We start from the raw sequence: 16,217 nt of genomic DNA on the forward strand, positions 1-16,217 counted from the left end.
TCATAAAAAAGAGCCGTATTTACAATTAATTTACAATTCGGCATTGTTAAAAAAAACTTATCTTTTAGGGTTACGAAAACGTTGTTGTATAGGTGTTGTATAGGTAAATAATCCTTTTGTTGTACTGTTAAAATGCTAAAATGTATTCCACCAGACCTTTTTCATGAGGTAAATCCATTTTTTTTCGCAAACGATATCGTTTAATCTCTACACTTCTAACCGATATGTTGAGTAAGGGAGCAATCTCTTTTGAAGATAAATTCAAGCGCAAATAGGCACAAAGTCGCAAATCGTTTGGAGTAAGAGAAGGATGCGCTTGTTTCACCTTTTTCAAGAAGTCTTTATCGGCATTGTCAAATGCCTCTCTAAAAACGGTCCAAGTATCTTCGTCAGAAATGTTCTTATTAATAGTCGTAATGACCGACTTAATACTTTTATTCGTTTGATCTTCTGCAGTCTTTTTTAAATCTTCTTTGATAAGGGTTAGTAACTCGTTTTTCTTAATCAAACTCATAGTAGAAACCGCTAATTCTTTATTTTTACTGTCTACGTCTAACGAAAGTTGCTCGTTCTTAATCTTCATTAATTGTTGCTCACTTTCTAAAGCCGCAATTTCTAGGAGTAAATTATTCTCTTCAATCAGCTTTTGTTCTTTCTCTTTATAATATTTTTTATAGGTTCTGTGAATGTAAAGTGCCAAAATAATACCCAATATCAAATAAATAAACAAAGCAACAGTAGTTAAATACCAAGGCTTTAAAACTTCAAAACGGTAAATTGCTATGTTTTCTGGTTTTGAATTGGCAATTTTAGCTCTTACTTGAAACGTATAATTCCCAGGAGGTAAGTTTTTAAAATTAGCGAAAGTACGGGAAGACCATTCCGTCCACTCTTCTTGCAAACCGTCTAATTTATACTGAAATTCTGCATTGATATACTTGTTGTATTCGGGAACCGTAAATTGAATGGTAATGTTGTTTTCATCATATTCAAAAGATCCAGCTGCTTCTATAGAACAATTTTTTAATTTTTCATCCAATTTATTAATGGTAACGCCCGATATTGAAACACTATAGTTCTTAAAACTCAAATCATTAATATTAATGGTATAATACCCATCGGTAGTTCCTATCAAATACAAGGAGTGCGTCAATTGGGTGATATTTTCGTAACCCAACATCGAATTCCGAAGTGAGGCAGGAATAGGAATAGAATTATCTTTCAGTTGGTTACTCAACTTGCTCAAGGTAAAATAATGGACATAATTTTTAGTAAAAAGCCATAACTTATTGGAGCTGTCCACAATTAACTTTCCCGAACTGTATTCATCGTTTTCAAAAACAAGACTCAGCAGACTATCTTTTTCAAATGTTTTTGTCGATTCGTTTAACTTAAAAACACCTTCTTTATATGCATAATAAATGGTGTTATTAAAGGATTTCAAACCCGCATGCTTCCCCTTTGTAGGGCTTTTGTAGGCGTATACATGCTTCGCTTGCTGGAAGTTGGGATCCAATTGAAATCGGAAAACACCTTTGTATTCGTGACTCACATAAACTTCTTTCGACTTGGTAACTTCAAAATACTTAGAAGAATAATCAAAACCTGTAATCTTATTTCGGAATTTCCATTGGTTGTTTACTTTTTGTAAAACCGAAATACCGTAATAATTGCCTTGTAACAAAAGGTCTTTTCTACCAGCTAGGGTTTCAAACTTCCATGTACCCGACGCATTAAATACCGGTGTTGCAATTCCGTTATCAATCACAAAGGTACCCGAATCATGTCCGCAAAATAAAGTGCCCTCAAATGCAAATATGGACCAAACCTGTCCTTTTGTTCCGCGTACAAATTGAAACGAATCGGTTCCGTTGAATTTTTTATAAAAAAGTCCTTGATTGGTTCCCACATACAAAATCGAATTGTGTAATAAAGAAGTATAAACGGTTCCTAAAATTCCCGTATCATCTGAAAAACTGCGCACGGGCGACTGTAAATTAATACAATTGATACCGTTGTCTAATCCTATCCACAAATTTTGATCGGTATCTTCAAATAAAGAGAGCGCTGTGTTATTACTCAACCCCTTATTTTGTGTGATGTGGTAGCGTAACGTTCCATTGTTTGATAAAATAAAAATACCGTTCGAAATAGTTCCAATAGCATAACCGCCATCGGATAATTTTTGAGCACTGTATACACTACTAGCCGAAATTTGAGCATCCACCTCTGTTGTAAAACGAGAAAAAAAGCCATTTTCATAACGATACAATCCATTAGCTTGTGTCTGCAGCAACAAGCCCTCTTCATTAGAAAAAAGATCCACAATCTTGTTGTTGATAAAAAAGGGATCGTCCGAAATTAATTTACTTTTCCCGTTTTCAATTTCATACAATCCTTCATTGACAACCTGAAAATAAATCGAATTGGTCGTTTGAAATGCTTTTAAAATGGAATTTTTTGGACTTAGAATGGTAAATTGTTCGGTCTTCGTGTCATAAATATAAATTTGATTTAAAGATTGAAAAATGATCCATTGCTCGTAATGCAAGATGTTCCAAAATTGCTCATCATCAACAATTTTAGATTTGATTTTTTTTGTTAAGGAATGGTATTGTAAAAGATTATTGGATTGGCGCGACCAGTATCCAAATTCCATATAACAACCTGTATATACCCGATCCCCTACTACTTTAACCGATCGTATTATGGTTTCGTTTGGAGAATTGTATAAATTCCATGTAGCACCGTTGAATTCCAACAAGCCTTCGTTATTGGCAAAATAGACAAATTGTTTTTTATCCTGCGCTATCATCCAATTCTGATTGCCAGCATTATAAGTGTTAGGGGCATATTTTACTATAGGAGGTAACTCTTGAGCACTACTTGCGATGACAACAAGGCATATAAAAATAGAGAAAATTCTTTTGCGTATAATTGAATTCATTGTACAATTTTAGGATAACAATCATAAAAGTATTGATAAAAAATAGAAAAGTAAAATAATACGTAAAGAATCCGTTAACGTTCGCCTCGTTTCAAAATAGTTTAGAAAAAATTTGGTCAAGAAAATATTTCTACTTTACTTTGCAATTCAAAGTACTTTAAAATGGAAAATCACAACTATCTAAATGACATTAGCGAAATTAAAAACTTGATGGACAAATCATCACGCTTTATTTCTTTAAGTGGTTTGTCTGGAATTCTGGCGGGTATTTATGCGCTCATAGGGGCTTGGATGGCTTATAAAACCATATACTTTGACACGTCAACAATGGGAAGTTATCGAGATTTAGTGATTTCGGAAGCAGCTGTAATGCGTTTATTAGCAATTGCTACTGTTGTTTTGGTAGCATCGATAGTAACCGGAATTCTATTAAGCATTCGAAAGGCTAGAAAAAGCAACGAAAATGTTTGGAACAGTGCTTCCAAAAGATTGGTAATCAATTTCATGATTCCATTAGCTACCGGCGGTTTTTTCATTCTTTTTTTAATTGAAAAAGAGATGTTGGGTCTCATCGCACCTCTTACCTTAATTTTTTATGGACTTGCCTGTGTAAACGCTAGTAAATATACCTTAGGCGATGTTCGTTATTTAGGTATTACAATGATCGCATTAGGTTTGTTATCAACATGGTTTTTAGGATATGGCTTGTTGTTTTGGGCACTAGGTTTCGGAGGATGTCATATTGTTTATGGAAGTCTGATGTATTACAAATATGAGAATAATTAATATGCATAATTCAATTGTATTTCTTTTTCTTGGGGTAATTTTTATTTCCCTCAATTGTAAAGAAAAGGAAGCTCAGCATATTAATTTTAAAAATGGAGATATTATTTTTCAGACCTCTCAATCCGAACAAAGTGAAGCAATAAAATTGGCAACCCATTCCAAATTTTCTCATTGTGGTATCCTCTTTATTGAAAAAGGTAGAACTTATGTATATGAAGCGGTTCAACCTGTTAAAATGACGCTATTAGAAGATTGGATATCTCGTGGAAAAGAAGGTAAATATGTTGTAAAAAGATTAAAAAGTGCTGATACAATTTTAACCAAAAAGGTTTTAGAAAAAATGAAATCATACGGAATGACAATGCGCAACAAAGATTATGATTTGTATTTTGAATGGAGCGATGCTAAAATCTATTGTTCCGAATTGGTTTGGAAAATATATAAATATGGTGCTCACATCGAACTATGTAAAACCAAAAAACTGAAAGATTTCAATTTGAAAAATCCTGTGGTAAAAAATATTATGACAGAAAGGTATGGAAATAATATTCCATTAAATGAAATTGTAGTTGCCCCTTCTCAACTATACGAATCCAAAATGGTTGTTACCATTTTCAACAACTTTTAAACCTGAAACTCCAAACTCAAAACTCAAAACTCCAAACTCAAAACTCCAAACTCAAAACTCCAAACTCCAAACTCCAAACTCAAAACTCCAAACTCAAAACTCAAAACTCAAAACATGCTCAACATCATCCAAAATATCAACAAAGCCTTTGACCACCGAATTCGTTTGGGGATAATGTCGATATTAATGGTGAATGAAAGCGCGGATTTTAACATGTTGAAAGAGTTACTAGGTGTAACCGATGGCAATTTAGCTTCCCACACCAAAGCGTTAGAATCCGAAAATTACATCCAAATTGAAAAACAATTTATTGGTAAAAAACCGAATACCAAATACAGTGCTACTATAGAAGGCCGTAAAGCTTTTACCGCTCATATTGAAGCGCTTGAAAAATTAATAAAGAGCAGTTAAACTATTTTTTTATCTATTTACTTTGAAATTCAAAGTACTTTAATAATTACTTATGAGAGCACTATTCATCGAAAAAATGTACGAAATCACAAAAAAGCCCTATCAAAAATTCTTTAAAAAAGGGAAAGCATGGGATATAAATGTCAATCAGTTGATACAACTGCCTAATGATAGCTTTGGTTTTCATTTAGGATGCTTTTTACTGAAATATAATTTTGAAATCCAACCCAAATTAGAAGACCATGATTGTATTCATGTGCTAACCAACACCGGAATTACAGTAGAAGAAGAAATTGGTATGCAATATTACTTGTACGGAAATGGCAAACGAAGCGTGTACTTGTGGATGGTAATTCTTTCCGGAACACTCTTCTACCCTACGCGATTTTCGTATTTCAAACAACAATATCAAAGAGGAAAGCAAGCACATGAATTCTACGGTTTGGATTTTTTAAATATGCTTACCATTCCTATTGCTAACATTCAACAAACCTTTAATATCAAATAGCATGAACCAACGCATCAACATTAGTATGAAAATTGGAATTTTATTCTTCATCGGAATGGAAATCAGCAAAAACGTAGCATCAGAAACAAAAACACAAATCCTTACATCGTGGAAAAAGATTTTTTAAAACTAGCACTACCCACTCAAATGGCAATGGTTTCATTTGGAATTGGGACATTATTATTTGGACTATTCTTTCTTTTCAAAACCTCAGACAATCTTATTAAAATAGGAATGATTTATATCGCAGTTGCATTTATTGCAAATGGTCTTATGCTACTAAAACTAATTTATGATGGTTTTTTTATACCAAATCAAAGATCAAATGCCATAAAGCAAATCTTGATTTTATTAATAAATCTGCCTATTGCATTCCTCTATTTTGTAATAATACTTTATACAATTCTTGACAATCAACCTTTTTAACTAACAATAAATCAAACATCATGGAAACACCTATGCAACAAGAACCAAAAGTACCGTTCTTTCAAACCACAACTGCAAAAATGATTATGGTAGGCTTACTCACCATAATTCTTATCATTCCACTCGCTTTAGTACAAGAATTAATCGTAGAAAGAAGCCAGCGCCAAAAAGAAGTCATTACTGAAACCACCGCTAAATGGGGAAATTCGGTTTATTTTTACGGACCCATTTTAAAAGTACCATACAAAGATCCGATCTCTGGGGCGAGTTGTAATGCCTATTTCTTTCCTGAAACTTTGAATAATAAAACCGAAGTTACTATGGTAAAGCCTTTGGAAAGAAGTATTTACAAATCAAATGTTTTTACCACAAAAATGCAATTTGATGGAAATTATACTACTCCAAATTTTGCTTCAAAAGGCATTCCTGCCGAAAACATTTATTGGAATCGCGCCAAAATTCTAATACGCACCACCAACTTAAAAAGTTTAAAAGATGAAGTAAAAATAAAAATGGGCAATCAGAACCTTGCTTTTGAATCGGTGGCCACCGGTTCAAATGATAGCATCGAAAGCCTAGAAACCAATTATTTTGAATATCAAAATCTTTCGAATCAATTAAAATTTAACTTTACGATTTCGTTCAATGGCAGCAAACAAGTAAAAATGGTTCCGATAGGGAAAACTACTGATGCCAAAATAACCTCCAATTGGAATTCACCCAATTTCAATGGTAACTTCTCTCCCATTTCAAGAGCAATTACCGATAAAGGCTTTGAAGCGAACTGGAAAATACTACACTTCAATCGTCCGTTTGCCCAAAACTATTTTGAAGTTTTACCTGAATTAGGCAAATACGCTTTTGCGGTTGATTTCATTACGCCTGTAGATGAATACCAACAAAGCGAACGCGCTTCTAAATATGGTTTCTTGGTCATTGGCTTAACGTTCTTAATTTTCTTCTTGATTCAATCGATAAGCAAAATCAACATTCACATTTTTCAATATTCAATGATTGGAATTGCGTTAATTATGTTTTACACCTTACTGATTTCGATTACCGAACACAGTACGTTTTCCTTAGCCTATTTAATTGCTGGTGCATCGGTCATTCTCATGATTGCATGCTACTCCATTTCCATTTTAAAAGATAAAAAGTTTCCGCTATTCATTGGCACTTCTTTAGCGGTGTTATATACCTTTATTTATGTAATTATCCAATTAGAGGATTACGCACTCTTAGTGGGAAGTATTGGTTTGTTCTTGATTTTAGCAGCTGTCATGTATTCCTCAAGAAAGATTGAATGGAACAAATAAAAAAAATACCTCCGATTGCTACTTTTCAATCGGAGGTATTGCTTTAATGGATTATTTAGCGTACTTCATAATGATACGATCCCAAAAATCACTATAAATGGCAAGTAGGATTACTAAAAATAGAAACAAATAATACCAAGCATTCAGAACTAAATCTGACCAAGACAGTAAGCCTTTTGAAAAACTAATAATCAATAAAACCTGAGCACCATAAGGCAATAATCCCTGAAAAATACAAGAAAATATATCTAGAATGGTGGCTGTTTTCTTCGGATTTAGCTCATAATCATCATTAATTTCTTTAGCAATTCCACCCGTTACCACAATAGAAACCGTATTGTTAGCAATGGCCACATTAACCAATCCTACAAGGGCACCTATGCCCATCTGTGCCGATTTTTTGGTCTTAATGCGTTTTTTAATTTGATGTAACAGATAAGTAATCCCTCCAGCCTTCTCCACTAATGCTGCCAAACCTCCTGTTAACATCGACAATAAAAAAATATCGGTCATGCTCGTAAAACCCTGATAAATCGTTTTAGAGAAGGTCAAAAGGGTAAAATCTCCAGTAAAGAATCCGATACTCCCAGCTGCTAGTATTCCAATAAATAAGGTAGAAAAAACGTTGATTCCTACCAAAGCCAAAACAATAACCAATACATAAGGAACTATAGCGATTAACTGATAATCCTCAGCAGTTACTTCCAACGGGCCTTCCCCATACCCTAAAAAAAGAAGTAAAAGAACCGTTAATACTGCTGCCGGAAGCGCAATAAATAAATTTACTTTAAACTTATCTTTCATTTTACATTCTAGGGATTGTGTCGCAGCTATGGTGGTATCTGAAATCATGGAGAGGTTGTCTCCAAACATAGCACCCCCCAACAAAGATCCGCCAATTAGCGGAAGAGAGGCTCCTGATTTATCTGCTAGCGAAATCGCAATCGGACCTAAAGCCACTATTGCTCCTACAGATGTCCCTGTAGCAGTGGATAAAAAAGCGGCAATGAGAAAAATCCCTAAAGGAAAGTAAGACGAATTAATATTTTCAATCCCCAAATTCACTACGGCATCTACCCCTCCCATGGTTGTTGAAACGGTTGCAAAAGCACCTGCTAAAAGATAAATGAGGCACATCGTGATGATTTTGGAATCCCCACAACCCGCTATCAAACGGGAAACCTTTTCGTCTGAAGTCCCTCTAAACAATAGAAAAGCAGTACAAATTCCTAAAATAACAGCGATTGAGGAAGGTAAGGCGTAAAAATCTTGGAGCAAAAGACCACTTCCTAAAAATGTAAAAATAAAAACAGCTAAAGGCAATAAAGCCAAAGAATTTCCTTTTTCAAGTGTTTGTTTCATGCGTATTTTTTTAAAATTACGTATCACGAAACCCCAAATAAAACCATGAAAAATGAGATGAAACAACATTTTTTCCAAAAGTATTGGCTTATCGTTTTAGCACCTTGCTTGTTGTTGCAGGTTGCTATCTTTGAAAAGATTCGTGATAACGGGCGCAAAATTAAAGTAAAAAAGGGGGAAAAAAAATATTTTACAAAACGATTAACACTACTATAAAAAAACTCCGTCAAAACCTAAAGGTATGACGGAGTTGTATCGATTGAGAAATTTTAATCTTTAATTAATGCCCCCCAGAGACTTTCTTATCAAAACTAATCCCTTGATTTTTTAGGATTCCCGTTACGCTCCAAGCATAGAAAGCTAAATAAGCAAAACAGATTACGCCAACTACATAACTGGCGTGAATGGTGGTTTCATCAGCTACAACGCCTTGCAACCAACTCACAATACCTCCACCCATAATCATCATGATTAAAAAGCTACTTCCTTGACTCGTATTTTTTCCCAAACCACTAACCGCTAAAGTAAAAATACAAGGCCATAAAGTACTACAGAACAAACCAACGGAAGTAAAGGCATAAACACTTGTCATACCCGTTGTAGCCATTCCTATCAATAAAGCAAGAATTCCTAAGACAGAGAAAATCAATAACATTCTAGCAGGATTTCCTTTACTTGCCATGTCGGCACCTATCAGTACTAAAATAATTAAAGCATAAATGTAAAAAGGAGTCAAATCATGTTTGGCGATCGCGTTTACCAATAAAAACACGCCAAATGCCAAATAAGGAGCTATAAAACGCAATATTTTTTGCAAGTCCATTTTATCCGTAAAAGCCTCCACCGCACCTGTCCATCGACCAATCATTAAACTCGCCCAATATAAAGAAATATAAGGCGCAATATCTTTAGTTAAAAAACCCAAATCTTTTTCCATGTAAGCAGGTAAATTACTCGCCGTTGAAACTTCCACCCCAACATAGACAAAAATGGCGATCATCCCTAAAATTAATTGGGGGTATTTAAGGGCATGTCCTCTGTCGTTAGCAATAGAGGAATCCGTTGCAACAACAGCTTCTGGTTTATCAGGTAAGGATGAAAATTTAAGAAAAACGGCAACAAATAAAAATGCTGCTCCCAAAATCAAATATGGAATCTTAACGCTTTCTATATCCAAAGTAGTGTTCCCTGAAGTAGCTGAACCAAATATCGCAAAACTAACGATTAAAGGACCTATAGTAGTTCCTAAATTATTAATACCCCCTGCTAAGGTTAGCCGCTGTGAACCTGTAGTGATTGGTCCTAATGCAATTGCTAAAGGATTTGCAACAGTTTGTTGAAGTGAGAAACCCAAACCTACTACAAATAAACCTGTTAGCATCAATTCAAAAGAACCAGAATTTGCCGCAGGATAGAACAATAAAGTACCCAATGCTGAAATTAGCAAACCTAAAGCCAATGAATTTTTATACCCAATTCGGTTGATTAAATCCCCTTTAGTAAGGTACGAAATAATCATATATATAATAGAACCTACAGTGTAAGCCACATAAAAAGCAACAGAAACCAACTGGCTTTGCCCTTGAGTTAAATCAAATGCTTCTTTAAAAACAGGAATTAAAATATCATTACTAGCCGCTACAAATCCCCAGAAAAAGAAAACTGTTACGAGTGGAATGAATTGACCCCAATTTGTTTTAATTTGATTAGTTGACATAAAGTATAATTTGTAAAAGTTAAGGTTGGCTTAGCAATAGCATATTGTGAATTCAAGAATTATTATTGCTAATTTTTGCTAAATATACATTTATTCAACCTTAGGAAAAGAAATAATTCTATAAATTTATTAACGAAAACGTTTTCGTAACTTCTTTACCATGATGCAAAAATAAAATAGCCCGAAGAAAATCGGGCTACTATAGCTAAGATCTTTGTATTTATTTTTCGTCTACATACGATTGCAGATAACTAAAACGAGGGGTCAACTTTCCATTTTCAGTTATTTTAGCCCGTTGCAGAATGCCGTCCTTGTCTCCATTAAAGAATGCCGGAATGACATGCTCCATAAACATTTCTCCAAAACCTTCACTAGCATCCTTAGGCAATTCGCAAGGTAAATTATCAACCGACATGACCATGATGGAAGCAGGATGTGTATAGGAAACTTCTTTATGCTCACTAGGCAAATACCCAAAAAATGGTTCTGCAATAGTTGAGGCTTTGATGGTACAAGCAACAGGACCATCCACATCGCAAGAAATATCTGCCACAACTTGGATTTTATTATCGGCAGCCTGTAACATGGCACGCGTCAAAATATCAGGAGCCCCATTACCGTAAAAATGCCCAGCAATGTAAAGGTCGGCTACTTTAGTAAAACGCTCAAAATCGGAAACATAATCTTGCGGATTTTTATAAAAATCTTCGTTGTTTACTACCTGACCATCCTTACGCTTGTTGTAATCCAACACGTCGATTTGGGTATAAACGGGTTCGGTATATTTTTTATTCAAAAAGTCTTCTACAGAAACTTGTTTGATTTTAATTCCGTCTAAAATTTCCTTAGCACCCATCCCTACCTTCCCATGTCCGGTAAGTACAATTTTAATATTGGGTAGCGTTTGGCGTTTTAAGCGTGCAATTAAATCATCTTTTCCTGTCAAAGTTTCCGCTTTAGGCAAAGTAAACAAATCATATTTGATCCCAAACCCTCTAAAGCCATTATAAGCTCCAACCAAACCAGCATAACGACCAAATCCGATCAAACGGTGATTTGAGGCATTTACAATTGTTTCATGATCGTATAAATCGATTTTTTTATCTAAAATTGCTTGTAACAAGTGGCGATTATACGGTTGCTTTTTAATGGTATGCGAAAAAAAGAAATATTTTTTATTTGGAATCAATGCCGCTACAGGCACTTCTTTAACTCCAAAAAGCACATCACAATCCGATACATCAGCGGTTACCGTAAGTCCTAAGTTGCGATATTGATCATCAGAAAAAATTCGAATATCCGAACTTTCGACTTTAATTTCAGCTTCGGGATATGTTGATTGTAAACGAATTAACTCTTCTGGAGCAAAAACTACTCTTCTATCGGGCGGATTTTTTCTTTCTTTGATGATTCCAAACTTCATAACAAACACTATATTTAACTGAATATCGACTTAATGTTACAAATATAACTTTAAAGATGTGACTGTGCAAAGTTTTTTTTATTGAAAAAAAGAATGTAATTTTGGCTCACTTTTTGATTTATCAATACAAGGTCAGCATATTCAAAAATGCGACGGAACACTCAAAAAATGGGGTCGACTGGTTTTGACAGCGAGTGGAATTGAATAGTAAGCACGTCGAGCATTGTATGTTTAGCTCGTAAATCCAAACATACGAACCTATAAACGGCGAAAATAATTACGCTTTAGCTGCTTAATTCTGAATTATAGTAAGAATGCCTAGTCCCGACCAGGTCGGGAAGCTGGATTCTCCTCAAAAGCCTTGGTTTATGGCGGTTGGTACAGGAGAACCGTAAAAGTAGACCTAGGAACGGTAATGCTTTAAATCCGTTCTGACACTGACAGAGCTAAGCAAAGAGTGGCGGTTTCTAGCCTTGCTCTTTGTCGAAAATTCAAGAAGAAACTAAGCGTGTAGAAAGCTATTGGATTGCTTGTTTGGACGAGAGTTCGATTCTCTCCGACTCCACTAAAACAAATTCAAAAGAGTACAAAAGCCTGCAAATCGTATGATTTACAGGCTTTTTTGTTTTTTAACCTATTCAAATTATTCATTAATCATCGTATGGTATTGTGAAAAATCGGGTACCCTAAAATTTTTATAATCAGGGTAACCGAATTTCTCGCTAAGCCAACAATAGCAAGCCGTTCAGAAGATGAACATCTTGTGAAATGAACTCAAAAAATGTAAATTGAATAATAAAAGGTTACCAGACTATGAAACACAAAATGTCAATACTTTTCTACGCGAAAAGTGCTAAAGTTGCCAAAAATGGCTTACTCCCTATTTATTTGCGAATAACTATTAATGGTGCGCGAATCGAGTTAAGTACTTCACGATTTGTTGAAAAAACAAAATGGAATGCTGAAGCTTGCAAAATGAAAGGTAGTTCAGAAGAAGCTCGATTAATAAATACACATCTTGACACCCTAAGAACCAAAGTGTATGAAACCGAAAACTGGATGATCAACAACAATCAGGAAATAAACTCACAATTCAAAGAACTGATAACTTCTAAAACGCTTAAATATTTTTTTATTATATTTGAAATGGGTATTGTTTTATTTGGCGACATCAAAATTCTGAAATTCAGCATTTTGAACAATATATAAAGCGTTTTTCCTACCCTTTAACTCATGTTTTTTTCTCAAGTGGTTATACCCAACGGGTTAATCTTAAATACTTTTTTAATGATTATAATATATCATTCACGGATGTTCTTGCAAAATTCTTTTAAATGAAAAAACTTTCAATTGTAGTTCCCTGTTATAATGAGGAAAAAACGATAGTTCAAATATTATCAAAAATTAAAGATGTTGCTTTATTGGAAAATACCAATAAAGAAATTTTAATTATTAATGATTGTTCAACTGATACTTCTGAAGCATTAATTAAAAAATTTATTGATACACATCCAGCACTTTCCATAAACTATTTTAAAAATGATAGCAACAAAGGAAAAGGAGCTTCTATTCAAATTGGAATAAAAAATGCAACAGGTGATTTTGTAATTATTCAAGATGCGGATTTAGAGTATGATCCTAATGAATATAATGTATTATTACAACCTATATTGGATGGTTTTGCCGATGTTGTATATGGTTCGCGGTTTATGGGAAGCAAGCCGCATCGAATTTTGTTTTTTTGGCATACCATTGGAAACAAATTTTTAACATTTTTATCAAATATGATGACAAATTTAAATTTGACAGATATGGAAACTTGTTACAAAATGTTTACCTCCCCGATTATTAAAAGTGTTTCTTTAAAAGAGAAAAGATTTGGTTTTGAACCAGAAGTCACTGCGAAAATTGTTCGGTTTCCTAATATTAGAATCTATGAAGTTGGTATTTCCTATTATGGCAGAACTTATGCAGAAGGAAAAAAAATAGGCTGGAGAGATGGTTTATATGCTATTTATTGCATTATTAAATATGGGCTTTTCAAAGCAAATTAATTTAGGTTATTGTGATAAAAATGTGAAGAAATAGAAATTGATTATAAAATTATTATGGCTAAAAAGAAGATAACTGTTCTAAATTCCGATGAAAGAGTTGATACGAACAAAAAGGATATTTCAAAAAAGATGGTTTGGTTTTTAGCCATCGTTTCATTTTTATTGTATGCCAATACTTTGAACCACGGATTTGTGCTAGATGATATAGCCGTAATTGAACAAAATAGTTTTGTTAAAAAAGGTTTTGCAGGAATTTCAGAATTATTTTCAACTCTTTATTGGCAAGGATATTGGGATTCGAATGCTGGATTATACAGACCAATGTCGTTGGTGTTTTTTGCTCTGGAATGGCAATTGATACCCAACAATCCTTTTATACATCATTTTTTTAATGTTTTTTATTATGCTTTAAGTATTGTTTTACTATTCAAAGTCTTGCATCATTATTTGAAAGCGTATTCCATTTGGATTCCTTTTTTTATAGCACTACTATTTGCTGCTCATCCTATTCACACTGAAGTAGTTGCCAATATTAAGAGTAGAGATGAAATTTTTTGTTTCCTCTTTTTTATGCTAACCATATACTTTTTTTTAATCAAAGAAAGGAAATTATATCAAGTTCTTGGAATAGTTTCTTTTTTATGCTGTTTGTTGTCTAAAGAAGCCGGAATTTTATTTTTACCAATCCTTTTGTTTTTGGTTTGGTTAAAATTCAAAAAAGACAAAAGTGTTTTTCTAATCAAAATAATTCCAATTATTTCTGTTAGTACCTTTTGGCTTATTTTACATCGTTATATCATTTTAAGTTCCCCTTTTAAAAGAATTCAATATACGTACTTAGATAATTCCTTATTGGGTTGTAATGATTTAATCGCTAAAATAGCAACAGGATTTACCATATTGGCTAGATATATTGTTAAATCTATTTACCCTTATAATATGAGTTATGATTATTCTTTTAATCAAATTCCTTGTGTAACAGTAAGTTCCTTTTCGTTTATAATAAGCTTATTGCTAGTAGGAGTAGTTTTCTTTTTGATGTATTTTTTTAGAAAAAGAAATAGCTTGGTTAGTTTTGGTATATTCTTTTTTTTAACAACGATTTTTTTAGCTAGTAATATTGTTATTTTTATTGGAACAACAATGGGAGATCGATTGTTATATACTCCCGTTTTAGGGATTATTATTGCTTTGGTTTTTTTAGTATTTCATTTTTCCAAAAATATAAGAGTAATATCATTTTCTCATCCATCACGCTATTTTTTAGCTGTTGTTGTTTTGCTGTTTTCATTTAAAACATTCAAAAGAAATAAAGATTGGAAATCAAATGCCACTTTGTTTACCCAAGATTTATTGCATTCGCCAAACAGTGCACGAGTAAATTTTAACTATGCAACAGTGTTTTTTAACCAATTATCATCAGATATCGAACTTCAAAAACAACAATTACCTTTCATAATTGATTCTTACAAGAAGGCCCTAGCTATTGATCCGAATGAAAAAGGAGCTTTAACGAATTTAGGAGTTTGTTATTATAAATTAAAAGACTACAACACATCAATATATTATACAAAAAAAGCCTTAGCATTGGCAAAAACCGACTATTCTTTGCAATCAAACTTAGCCGATGCTTATTTTAGAAATAATAATTTAGATGAGGCTATTGCAAATTATAAAGAATTGATTCAAAATAATTACAGTCAAGAAAACACGTATAATTATTATGGAGTAGCTTTATTTAATAAAAAAGAGTATCCAGAAGCAATTACTGCTTTTAAAGAAGGAATTAAACGAAATGCTAGTTCGGTTGAATTATGGATGAACTATGGGAATTCTTTAGCAGCATCTGGGAATCTTAATGAAGCTATAACTGCATTTGAAAAAGCCTATGAGTTGAATCCAAATGAGAAAAATTCACTAAAGTTTTTAGCAATGGCGTACCAACAATTAGGAAATAGTGAAAGGGCTAATTTTTATTATTCAGAATTTGTTAAAAAATAAAAAAGAGGCTTCGTTTTATGGAAGCCTCTTTTGTAAAATTACCCTTTACGAATTTAGATTTTAACTAAATGAAAATTAAAAGAGGATATTGTTTCCTTTTCAGATCTATTATTCTTGGGAATAAACGCTGATTTAAAATTTGGATTATAATTCCATTCTTCAGAATGAATATAGCATCCTCCAGCAGACAAATAAATAGTATTTTTATAAGGTTTATAACCTGCTGCTTCTATTTGAATGCTTATTTTTTCATTGACTTTAGTATTACTTACATTAAAACCAGACGCAATAGAATAAGAACCATCCGTAGACTCTAATGATTGATTCAACGGGAAAAAGCGATTTTTTTTAATCTTGGCAATTAATTTTACTGAACTTATTGGTTCAAAAGTTTTTGAATCAATGAAGTTTCCTTTTAAAGTAATTTTATTATCTACTAAAGAAAAAGGGGTGAAATCAATAGTATTTTTGGTCGTATTAGCTTCTAAAGCATATATATTTGAACCTGATAATACCAATGTACCTGTGGTGAGAACGCTAAGTCTCTTTACGAATAATCTTCTTTCCATTTTTTTTGATTAATTGTGATGGTAATCGTAATTTTTCTAATAAATAAAATAAAAAAGGATTGTTATGAT

The 16,217-nt window shown here is 33.2% G+C and carries 14 protein-coding genes, 1 other RNA gene and 1 riboswitch; of the genes, 10 read left to right on the forward strand and 5 right to left on the reverse strand.

Going from position 1 to position 16,217, the window contains the following annotated elements; all coding sequences use genetic code 11:
- Positions 1-127: 127 nt before the first annotated feature.
- Positions 128-2,947 carry a helix-turn-helix and ligand-binding sensor domain-containing protein gene (locus tag BUE95_RS11655; RefSeq protein WP_084530295.1) on the reverse strand — a complete coding sequence of 940 codons (2,820 nt, stop codon included), beginning with the start codon at positions 2,945-2,947 and terminating at the stop codon, positions 128-130.
- Between the two features lie 162 nt (positions 2,948-3,109).
- On the opposite strand from BUE95_RS11655, the gene BUE95_RS11660 reads away from it, so the two are divergent.
- The 6 genes from BUE95_RS11660 (at position 3,110) to creD (ending at position 7,022) form a co-directional block, all read left to right on the forward strand.
- Complete coding sequence (locus tag BUE95_RS11660; protein ID WP_073584709.1) at positions 3,110-3,733, forward strand: hypothetical protein; 624 nt, start codon at positions 3,110-3,112, stop codon at positions 3,731-3,733.
- Complete coding sequence (locus BUE95_RS11665; protein WP_200778620.1) at positions 3,720-4,361, forward strand: YiiX family permuted papain-like enzyme; 642 nt, start codon at positions 3,720-3,722, stop codon at positions 4,359-4,361. The genes BUE95_RS11660 and BUE95_RS11665 overlap by 14 nt, the downstream gene beginning before the upstream one ends.
- Positions 4,362-4,475: 114 nt before the next feature.
- Complete coding sequence (locus tag BUE95_RS11670; protein ID WP_073584711.1) at positions 4,476-4,772, forward strand: winged helix-turn-helix domain-containing protein; 297 nt, start codon at positions 4,476-4,478, stop codon at positions 4,770-4,772.
- A 52-nt stretch (positions 4,773-4,824) separates the two neighbouring features.
- On the forward strand, positions 4,825-5,280 hold the full coding sequence (locus BUE95_RS11675) for a hypothetical protein (RefSeq protein WP_073584713.1): 456 nt from the start codon (positions 4,825-4,827) through the stop codon (positions 5,278-5,280).
- Positions 5,281-5,388: 108 nt separating this feature from the next.
- The gene (locus BUE95_RS11680; RefSeq protein WP_143165289.1) at positions 5,389-5,706 is read left to right on the forward strand and encodes a hypothetical protein; all 318 of its coding nucleotides are present in this window, start codon (positions 5,389-5,391) and stop codon (positions 5,704-5,706) included.
- Between the two features lie 20 nt (positions 5,707-5,726).
- Positions 5,727-7,022, forward strand: a complete 1,296-nt coding sequence (gene creD / locus BUE95_RS11685) for a cell envelope integrity protein CreD (protein ID WP_073584717.1) — start codon at positions 5,727-5,729, stop codon at positions 7,020-7,022.
- A 51-nt stretch (positions 7,023-7,073) separates the two neighbouring features.
- On the opposite strand, the gene BUE95_RS11690 is transcribed toward creD, so the two are convergent.
- From BUE95_RS11690 to BUE95_RS11705, 3 genes are all read right to left on the reverse strand, one after another.
- Positions 7,074-8,384 carry a Na+/H+ antiporter NhaC family protein gene (locus BUE95_RS11690; protein ID WP_073584719.1) on the reverse strand — a complete coding sequence of 437 codons (1,311 nt, stop codon included), beginning with the start codon at positions 8,382-8,384 and terminating at the stop codon, positions 7,074-7,076.
- 58 nt (positions 8,385-8,442) lie between these two features.
- A riboswitch (SAM-I-IV-variant riboswitch) is annotated at positions 8,443-8,538 on the reverse strand.
- Between the two features lie 126 nt (positions 8,539-8,664).
- Entirely contained in the window at positions 8,665-10,101 is a 1,437-nt protein-coding gene (locus BUE95_RS11700; RefSeq protein ID WP_073584723.1) for an MFS transporter, read from the reverse strand.
- Between the two features lie 220 nt (positions 10,102-10,321).
- Positions 10,322-11,524 carry an NAD(P)-dependent oxidoreductase gene (locus tag BUE95_RS11705; RefSeq protein WP_073584725.1) on the reverse strand — a complete coding sequence of 401 codons (1,203 nt, stop codon included), beginning with the start codon at positions 11,522-11,524 and terminating at the stop codon, positions 10,322-10,324.
- Between the two features lie 170 nt (positions 11,525-11,694).
- Between BUE95_RS11705 and ssrA the strand changes: the two genes are divergently transcribed.
- The 4 genes from ssrA (at position 11,695) to BUE95_RS11725 (ending at position 15,579) form a co-directional block, all read left to right on the forward strand.
- Positions 11,695-12,092, forward strand: a transfer-messenger RNA (tmRNA) gene (gene ssrA / locus BUE95_RS11710).
- 257 nt (positions 12,093-12,349) lie between these two features.
- Positions 12,350-12,733 (forward strand): Arm DNA-binding domain-containing protein, encoded by a 384-nt coding sequence (locus BUE95_RS11715; RefSeq protein ID WP_234977653.1) that lies wholly within the window; start codon positions 12,350-12,352, stop codon positions 12,731-12,733.
- A 125-nt stretch (positions 12,734-12,858) separates the two neighbouring features.
- Positions 12,859-13,578, forward strand: a complete 720-nt coding sequence (locus BUE95_RS11720) for a glycosyltransferase family 2 protein (protein ID WP_073584729.1) — start codon at positions 12,859-12,861, stop codon at positions 13,576-13,578.
- A 54-nt stretch (positions 13,579-13,632) separates the two neighbouring features.
- A complete protein-coding gene (locus BUE95_RS11725; protein WP_073584731.1) occupies positions 13,633-15,579 on the forward strand; it encodes a tetratricopeptide repeat protein in 1,947 nt (648 codons plus the stop codon).
- Between the two features lie 53 nt (positions 15,580-15,632).
- On the opposite strand, the gene BUE95_RS11730 is transcribed toward BUE95_RS11725, so the two are convergent.
- Positions 15,633-16,148, reverse strand: a complete 516-nt coding sequence (locus BUE95_RS11730; RefSeq protein ID WP_143165290.1) for a hypothetical protein — start codon at positions 16,146-16,148, stop codon at positions 15,633-15,635.
- Positions 16,149-16,217: the final 69 nt, after the last annotated feature.

The organism is Flavobacterium cucumis, from assembly GCF_900148835.1.
Lineage (GTDB): Bacteria > Bacteroidota > Bacteroidia > Flavobacteriales > Flavobacteriaceae > Flavobacterium > Flavobacterium cucumis.

Bases quoted from the DNA above. Each gene is read 5' to 3' on its own strand.
- BUE95_RS11655 (WP_084530295.1), bottom strand. From the start codon at position 2,947: ATGAATTCAATTATACGCAAAAGAATTTTCTCTATTTTTATATGCCTT.
- BUE95_RS11660 (WP_073584709.1), top strand. From the start codon at position 3,110: ATGGAAAATCACAACTATCTAAATGACATTAGCGAAATTAAAAACTTG.
- BUE95_RS11665 (WP_200778620.1), top strand. From the start codon at position 3,720: ATGAGAATAATTAATATGCATAATTCAATTGTATTTCTTTTTCTTGGG.
- BUE95_RS11670 (WP_073584711.1), top strand. From the start codon at position 4,476: ATGCTCAACATCATCCAAAATATCAACAAAGCCTTTGACCACCGAATT.
- BUE95_RS11675 (WP_073584713.1), top strand. From the start codon at position 4,825: ATGAGAGCACTATTCATCGAAAAAATGTACGAAATCACAAAAAAGCCC.
- creD (WP_073584717.1), top strand. From the start codon at position 5,727: ATGGAAACACCTATGCAACAAGAACCAAAAGTACCGTTCTTTCAAACC.
- BUE95_RS11690 (WP_073584719.1), bottom strand. From the start codon at position 8,384: ATGAAACAAACACTTGAAAAAGGAAATTCTTTGGCTTTATTGCCTTTA.
- BUE95_RS11700 (WP_073584723.1), bottom strand. From the start codon at position 10,101: ATGTCAACTAATCAAATTAAAACAAATTGGGGTCAATTCATTCCACTC.
- BUE95_RS11705 (WP_073584725.1), bottom strand. From the start codon at position 11,524: ATGAAGTTTGGAATCATCAAAGAAAGAAAAAATCCGCCCGATAGAAGA.
- BUE95_RS11715 (WP_234977653.1), top strand. From the start codon at position 12,350: ATGTCAATACTTTTCTACGCGAAAAGTGCTAAAGTTGCCAAAAATGGC.
- BUE95_RS11720 (WP_073584729.1), top strand. From the start codon at position 12,859: ATGAAAAAACTTTCAATTGTAGTTCCCTGTTATAATGAGGAAAAAACG.
- BUE95_RS11725 (WP_073584731.1), top strand. From the start codon at position 13,633: ATGGCTAAAAAGAAGATAACTGTTCTAAATTCCGATGAAAGAGTTGAT.
- BUE95_RS11730 (WP_143165290.1), bottom strand. From the start codon at position 16,148: ATGGAAAGAAGATTATTCGTAAAGAGACTTAGCGTTCTCACCACAGGT.